The 6,478-nt window shown below is 39.0% G+C and carries 8 protein-coding genes and 2 pseudogenes; 5 read left to right on the top strand and 5 right to left on the bottom strand.

Going from position 1 to position 6,478, the window contains the following annotated elements; all coding sequences use genetic code 11:
- Window positions 1–182, top strand: a 182-nt coding sequence (locus tag M1K46_RS25405) for a cation transporter dimerization domain-containing protein (protein WP_305586410.1), incomplete at its 5' end; no start/stop codon positions are given.
- A gap of 363 nt (window positions 183–545) precedes the next feature.
- Here M1K46_RS25405 and M1K46_RS25400 read toward each other — a convergent pair.
- Window positions 546–821: a hypothetical protein gene (locus M1K46_RS25400; protein ID WP_256228224.1), complete on the bottom strand. Its 276-nt coding sequence runs from the start codon at window positions 819–821 to the stop codon at window positions 546–548.
- Window positions 822–957: 136 nt separating this feature from the next.
- On the opposite strand from M1K46_RS25400, the gene M1K46_RS25395 reads away from it, so the two are divergent.
- A complete protein-coding gene (locus M1K46_RS25395) occupies window positions 958–1,290 on the top strand; it encodes a helix-turn-helix domain-containing protein (protein WP_256228223.1) in 333 nt (110 codons plus the stop codon).
- A 1-nt stretch (window position 1,291) separates the two neighbouring features.
- On the opposite strand, the gene M1K46_RS25390 is transcribed toward M1K46_RS25395, so the two are convergent.
- The 3 genes from M1K46_RS25390 to M1K46_RS25380 all read right to left on the bottom strand — a co-directional run bounded on the left by M1K46_RS25390 (window position 1,292) and on the right by M1K46_RS25380 (window position 3,720).
- Window positions 1,292–2,362 (bottom strand): flavin-containing monooxygenase, encoded by a 1,071-nt coding sequence (locus M1K46_RS25390; protein ID WP_256228222.1) that lies wholly within the window; start codon window positions 2,360–2,362, stop codon window positions 1,292–1,294.
- A gap of 78 nt (window positions 2,363–2,440) precedes the next feature.
- Complete coding sequence (locus tag M1K46_RS25385; protein WP_256228221.1) at window positions 2,441–2,776, bottom strand: ArsR/SmtB family transcription factor; 336 nt, start codon at window positions 2,774–2,776, stop codon at window positions 2,441–2,443.
- Window positions 2,777–3,222: 446 nt separating this feature from the next.
- Window positions 3,223–3,720, bottom strand: coding sequence for a hypothetical protein (locus M1K46_RS25380; protein ID WP_256228220.1), 498 nt, complete (start codon window positions 3,718–3,720; stop codon window positions 3,223–3,225).
- Between the two features lie 206 nt (window positions 3,721–3,926).
- Here M1K46_RS25380 and M1K46_RS25375 point away from each other — a divergent pair, with 206 nt between their 5' ends.
- Both M1K46_RS25375 and arsB read left to right on the top strand, forming a co-directional pair.
- Window positions 3,927–4,274 carry an ArsR/SmtB family transcription factor gene (locus tag M1K46_RS25375; RefSeq protein ID WP_375162253.1) on the top strand — a complete coding sequence of 116 codons (348 nt, stop codon included), beginning with the start codon at window positions 3,927–3,929 and terminating at the stop codon, window positions 4,272–4,274.
- Window positions 4,275–4,296: 22 nt separating this feature from the next.
- Window positions 4,297–5,346 carry an ACR3 family arsenite efflux transporter gene (gene arsB, locus M1K46_RS25370; RefSeq protein ID WP_256228219.1) on the top strand — a complete coding sequence of 350 codons (1,050 nt, stop codon included), beginning with the start codon at window positions 4,297–4,299 and terminating at the stop codon, window positions 5,344–5,346.
- Window positions 5,347–5,480: 134 nt separating this feature from the next.
- Here the strand turns inward: arsB and M1K46_RS25365 are convergent.
- Window positions 5,481–5,774 (bottom strand): annotated as a pseudogene (locus M1K46_RS25365) (VOC family protein); the annotation flags it as partial.
- Between M1K46_RS25365 and M1K46_RS25980 the strand changes: the two are divergent.
- Window positions 5,770–6,066 (top strand): annotated as a pseudogene (locus M1K46_RS25980) (DinB family protein); the annotation flags it as partial. The pseudogenes M1K46_RS25365 and M1K46_RS25980 sit on opposite strands and share 5 nt — an antisense overlap.
- Between the last annotated feature and the right edge of the window lie 412 nt (window positions 6,067–6,478).

Genomic DNA, 6,478 nt, shown 5'->3' with positions numbered 1-6,478 from the left:
TTAAAAGAATAAAAACCATTAAGGGGAGAAATTACGGAAATAACGAAGTTATTGATGTTGTTATAATGGTTAAATCTACGTTAGGCATTAAAGAAGCTCATGATATAGCCACCCTTATGGAAAGGATTCTCATAAGAGATTACGGAGTATATGATGTTCATGTCCATGTGGAACCCAACTAAGCATTGTGATCTTTATTATCTCTTGCCAATAATGTACTACGGGTTAACGGTCCTTTCTAGAGAGTGGAATCGATTTACTTTCGGAAGAGGGTCACTAGTGGCTGATTCCGATTGCTGGTATCATCGGAGCCCACATTACATCAGCTCCGTTAAGTATCTGTTGATTATTGTAAAGAGAGGCCTGTATAAATAAAAAGCCTCTCTTTTTTATTTACTTTATTTTTGTTTATTAAAGAGAACCATTCGTTGCAGTAACATTGGCGGTACAAACAAATTAAATCACCCAATATCAGTTTATCATTGGGTGATTTCTGACCGCCAAAATAAGCACCAAGTAACTTTTGGTAATTTCAAAAACCCCTCTTACGTAGAGGAATTAAACTCAAATTCTACTGGAGAAAATGCATAATGAAACGGCTCTTCAATCCACTCAATCTTGATTAACTGAAATAAAGAATAGGTTGTGTTTCCTACGGTTAAGAATCCACTTACCTTCACGTTATCCGCATGCAAGTCGTCCCATAATTTTTGTGAATAGTCAGCTGGCAGATCTACTTTTTCTTTATTGGAAAAAAAGAGCCTTGCTGTCCTGCTGATTTTTACCGTTTCTAAATCTAAGGTTAATTGTTCTTTTTCCATACATACCTCCAGTTTGGCTTTATGTTAAAAATATGTCCAAACTGTTATTTTCATTCTTAAAGGAATTTAAAAACAATTAGCGAAGTGATTCTGAACTGAAAACTTCACCGTATCCTGAGTGTAAGGAGGTTCAAAAATGCTGCAAGATTTGGGACAAAAAATAAGGCTTATTCGCACCAAGAAAGGGATATCATTAAATACGTTTGCCGAGCAAATCGGTGTTTCCTCTGGTTACTTGAGTAATCTAGAAACAGGGAAGACCAATAACATCGATCTTCCCGTGCTTGATACGATTCAAAAGAAACTTTTCATCATCCCCATGGTCCCGCCAGACCAGGAAGAAGATGAGATATCCTATCGTTTTCAAAGAGTCATCACTCAATTCCGTGAACTAGCGAACTCAGATGCTAAAGCCGCAGAATACCTGTTATCCAGCTTTGAGAATGGATTGGATCATTTTCTGAAATAAATCACACAAGTTGGAGAGTCTTTTGGCTCTCCTTTTCCTTTGCTAAACGTTTGATGACATAGTTAGCATCCCGTCCGCCTCCTCGAATGGTGGCCGATGAGAGAGATCGTTGACCTGAGAGGCCGACATACCCTAATCCATTTATACTCGTACTCATGCCCTTGATGTGTTGTGGAAAGCCATCCTTACCTAACGCTTGAGGGAGTGAATGCAGATACGAAAGGTTAGGTCGGAAACCCGTGGCGAAGATAACTGCATCCACTTTTTCCACTTCTTCTCCCCAGTTCACCCCGTCTTCCGTAAAGGAGGAAAACAAGTTTCGATGATCAGGCTTTTGATTTGAAATTGCTTCTTGATAGATCCCTGTATCCAATACAGAAACACTAGTGCCAAGGTGCTTGGCGAATGAAGCTTTATCAATTCCCGAAACGGTCAGCCAAAAATGAAGATCCTTCCCCAAAAACGTTTGTGGCATAAAGGAAAGAGGACGCCTCGTGGCAAGAGTTACTTGAGCCACAGCGGTTAATTCGTAAGCAATCTGAACCGCGGAGTTCCCGCCACCCACCACCACCATTCGTTTGCCTTCAAACTCTTCTGTATTTCTGTATTGGCTCGAATGAAGAATCCTTCCCTTATAACGCTGAAATCCTTCCATCTCTGGAATAAAAGGATGAGCAAAAGCACCCGTTGCGGAAATCACGGTCTTGGCAGCGAAAACCTTTCCAGAAGCCGTCTCCACCTTAAACAAGCCGTTGTCTTTTATGACCTTCTGTACATTCTCATTTGTTACGACGTTGAAATTAAAGTGTTCAGCATAATTCGTAAGATAAGAAATCACCTCATCTCTTGTGGGATACCGATCTGGTTCCCCTGGGAAACGATAACCAGGGAGGGACGAGAATCGGGCAGGAGAGAATAAGGTTAAGCTGTCGTAATAACTCGGCCAGGAGCCTGCGGGTTGATGACTGGCTTCCAAAATCACATAGTTCCATCCTCGTTTTTGTATGTGATATCCTGCGGCTAATCCTGCCTGACCCGCTCCAATGACCAAACAATCCAATGGATTCTCCATTAAGAATTCTCCTTTTCATATCGTCATTTAACGATATGTTCTTGAAAAATGATGAACATATAAGACGTTATATGTTCATTAGCAACAGTTGGATAGGACATCTTTTAAGGTTTGCAATAACGTTTGGACGTTATCGCGATTCGGGAAATAGATGACTTCTTTCCCTTCCTTACGGGAGGAGAGAAGACCGCCTCTTTTTAAAATGGCTAATTGCTCCGATGCGGTGGATTGGCCAATCTTCACTAATTCTGATACTTCATTGACCGTGATTTCTCGTCTCTCCATGAACAAAAAAACAATTTCCTGTCTTTTTTCGCTGGCGAGTGCCTTAAGAAATCGGTGCAATTCCTCACTTATCATGACTACCTCTCTAAAACCAATCGTCAAATCGTCATTTAACGATATGTAATACACTTATATTAATCCATGTTGAAAATTATGTCAATTTTATAGCCAGTTTAAATTAAGGACAATGTTTCTCTTTTTGTATGGTAAAATCAATATGTAAAATTAAGTAAGTGGAGATGAGATTATTGGAAGAACATAGTACAAGAGAATTACCTTTTTTCAGTTGAACAACAACAGCCTATAATAAGGGCATTATGTCAATATAAAGAAACTCCACTCCAAGAGTAACGGGTTCGGTTGACGAGGAGAAAATGACAATTCTCAATCGAATTCACAAAGTAATTCTCAGTAAATTTGTATGTTAATTAGCAATAGAAAAAGCACGGTTATTCGTTATAACAGGTTTATTTAAGGAAAGAAATTTTAGAATTCCAATAATTAATAACAAAACCCGCTCAGTTATATTTCTGAGCGGGTTTTGCAAGAAAATAAAATGTCATTCAATTTATTTCTTATTCATTGATTTCATAAATCAACGTATCAAATAATTTTCCATCAGTATAAAGTAGAATTGCCCATTCTCCCGACTTAGGAATCTTTACACTTGAAGGTGCTTGAGCATCTGCTCCATTATTTTCTCCTCCAAGTCCTATTGTCCAACCAGTTGTTAATATTTGATGAACAATACCTGTTTCTTTATGATAACCGACTACTGTTAATTCTGTTTGCCTTGGGTTTTCGGTTCCCCAAAGATGCCACATCCATTTTTGACCATTGATTAAACTTGGAGCGTCTGCACCGATAACTCCTGACTTATTTTCATTCCCAATAATGTTGCCATTGAATGTGACTGCTTTTTTATCCCAATTAATTTTTTCAAAATCACTTTCTTGAACAAAATCAGGAACACCTTCTGGTAATGATACCTCACTATTTGTTTCATTCGATGTGCAAGCTGCCAAGAATAATAAACTTAAAAAAACTAACACAATCGGTAATTTTCTTATCATATTAATTTTAACTCCCCCCCCTTAAAGAATTAGACGAAAAATCACAATAATAGTTTCGTGTTTTTCGGAAAATTCAGATTTTATATATACGCAAGCGTAAAAGTGTTTTCTACATATCTTTACAATCCCTTTACAAACCAGAAGTTCACAATCCTCCGAGATATACATATTGTTATATGACTATGGATGAATAGGAGGTGTGCGAAATTCCAACCAGGACTGTACCCTTGGAAAAGATGGTTCAGACTTTAAAATTACTGGGTGATAAAACACGATTAACGATCGTAGCTATTCTGAAGCATCGTGATTGTTGTGTATGTGAATTAAATGAAGTTTTTGCTATGAGCCAGCCTTCCATCAGCCAACATCTTCGAAAACTGAAAGATAGTGGCTTAATTAAAGAAGAACGAAGAGGCCGCTGGATGTATTATTCATTAATCCTTCAAAGTGAAATATACCCTTTAATTGACGACCTATTAGCTCATGTTCCTGACCAAACCGAAAACATGCGAAAAATCGAGGAATCCAAGGTAGCACTCCACTGCGATTGTTAAAAACATCAAGGGAGTTGTTGAGATGAAACGCTTGTCCTTTTTGGATCGATACCTAACACTGTGGATTTTTATTGTTATGGCCTTAGGAATTGGTTTAGGAGCTGTATTCCCTAAGTTTGTTGATGGCCTAAATTCTTGGCAGGTGGGCACGACATCCATTCCCCTTGCCGTAGGTCTCATATTAATGATGTACCCACCCCTCGCGAAAGTGCGATATGAAGAAATGGGCCGTGTCTTTAAAGATGTAAAAGTGCTAGGCCTTTCTCTCGTACAGAACTGGATCATCGGTCCCATTCTTATGTTTGTGCTAGCCATCCTTCTATTGCCTGATAAGCCTGAGTATATGGTTGGCTTGATTCTGATCGGATTGGCTCGCTGTATTGCCATGGTCATCGTTTGGAACGACCTTGCAAAAGGGGATAGAGAATATGCCGCGGGACTGGTGGCGTTTAACTCGGTATTTCAGCTGCTGTTCTTTTCCGCGTATGTCTATGTCTTTGTGACAGTTGTCCCAAAGTGGTTTGGCATTGGAGGAGCAGTGGTCGATATTACAATGGCGGAAGTGGCAAAGTCGGTCTTTATTTACCTTGGTATTCCTTTTATCGCAGGGATGCTCACGCATCTGATCCTCATTAAAACGAAGGACAGAACCTGGTATGAAACGAAATTCATTCCTAAAATCAGCCCCATCACACTCATCGCCTTACTCTTTACCATCATCGTGATGTTCTCTCTCAAAGGGGATGCCATTTTAACCTTGCCACTCGACGTCGTGCGTATTGCGATACCGCTTTTGATTTACTTTGTTGTGATGTTTTTTGTTTCTTTCTATCTAGGAAGGAAGATTGGGGCGAACTACCCTGTAACAACAACCCTGGCGTTTACCGCAGGGAGCAACAACTTTGAACTGGCCATTGCAGTTGCTGTTGGGGTCTTTGGCATTCATTCTGGTGCAGGATTTGCTGCGGTTATTGGACCGCTTGTCGAGGTACCTGTCATGATCGCTCTCGTTAATGTGGCCCTATGGTTCCAACGAAAGTATTTCAACAACCAACCAAAAGGGATGATGTAACAATGAAAAAAAGAGTATGGATTGGTCTGGTGGTATTGATAGCTCTTCTTACTTTTTTTGTAATCATGGGCTATGTATCTTTTTACAACTAAAAGAGGCCGCTCCTATTTAGGAGGGGCCTCTCTTTATGCGTCTTAGCAACAAGATGATGATGATGACTTTGTTATCTCAATCTTTTGGGTCTGCGGTGCACAACATGCTGAATCTTTGGGTTCCATGCTCTCAACATCACTCTTCGTGTAAAAGAACTCCCATTCGTTGCCGTTCGGATCCGTTACCCAAAATTTGTCCTGAGTAGCGTAGCAGCAGGTAACATCCATTTCTTCGCGAGCAAAAAACCCTAACTTCTCTAAGCGATGCTGGTGTTTTAAAACCTCTTCTGCGTTTTTCACTTGGAAACCGAAATGACCAACCTGATTACCAGAAACAAAGATTGAGAAACTGCCCATTGAAGACTTAGAAACGGAATTTCACACTTTAACATCTCGGTTTAAATCCTTTTTGAACAGACAGGAAGATATGGAAAAGAGAATAATGTTAGATAATCCATGGGCAGGATTAAGATAAACAAGTATATCTGAAATGGTCTTACACGTTGTAAATCATGGAACCTATCATAGAGGGAATATTTCAGCTATGCTACATCAGTTGGGTGATTCTTCAGTTATGAATGATTATGCTTTTTATTGGTATTCTGAAAATGCTATTCCTAACGGATAACTTTAATTAAACAATTGTTAATCCAAAGTAATCTCACTTTTCTACGATATTTAACATTACCATCAAGAATAAGTTAATTGCTTCCACAATACCGGATAATATGAGCTACTTGTTTATTCAAGAAAAGGGCGCTTTAATGAAGTAACTAAAGCCTAATTTCTCGGTGTTAAAAGCGAGAAATTAGGCTTTTTTTTTATATTTGGATTTCCTTACCGTTTTGTAAACCCGTATTTTCCTGATGTTACTCTCTTAGCGTATGTTTTCCACGTTTTGTTGGTAGGACCCCATGCCCATCAAGCTAAGGCAAATTATTACCCCAAAAATGAAAAAAACACTATTCTTTCTGTATTATGATAGAAAGTATTGACTGATAATAATGTTGTTTCATTTCTTATGCAGATAACAGAGCAGG

The organism is Fictibacillus sp. WQ 8-8, assembly GCF_024494405.1.
Taxonomy (GTDB): domain Bacteria; phylum Bacillota; class Bacilli; order Bacillales; family Fictibacillaceae; genus Fictibacillus_C; species Fictibacillus_C marinisediminis.
Note: the sequence above shows the minus strand (reverse complement) of the source record. Positions and strands in the feature narration are given on the sequence as shown.

Bases quoted from the DNA above. Each gene is read 5' to 3' on its own strand.
- M1K46_RS25400 (WP_256228224.1), bottom strand. From the start codon at position 821: ATGGAAAAAGAACAATTAACCTTAGATTTAGAAACGGTAAAAATCAGC.
- M1K46_RS25395 (WP_256228223.1), top strand. From the start codon at position 958: ATGCTGCAAGATTTGGGACAAAAAATAAGGCTTATTCGCACCAAGAAA.
- M1K46_RS25390 (WP_256228222.1), bottom strand. From the start codon at position 2,362: ATGGAGAATCCATTGGATTGTTTGGTCATTGGAGCGGGTCAGGCAGGA.
- M1K46_RS25380 (WP_256228220.1), bottom strand. From the start codon at position 3,720: ATGATAAGAAAATTACCGATTGTGTTAGTTTTTTTAAGTTTATTATTC.
- arsB (WP_256228219.1), top strand. From the start codon at position 4,297: ATGAAACGCTTGTCCTTTTTGGATCGATACCTAACACTGTGGATTTTT.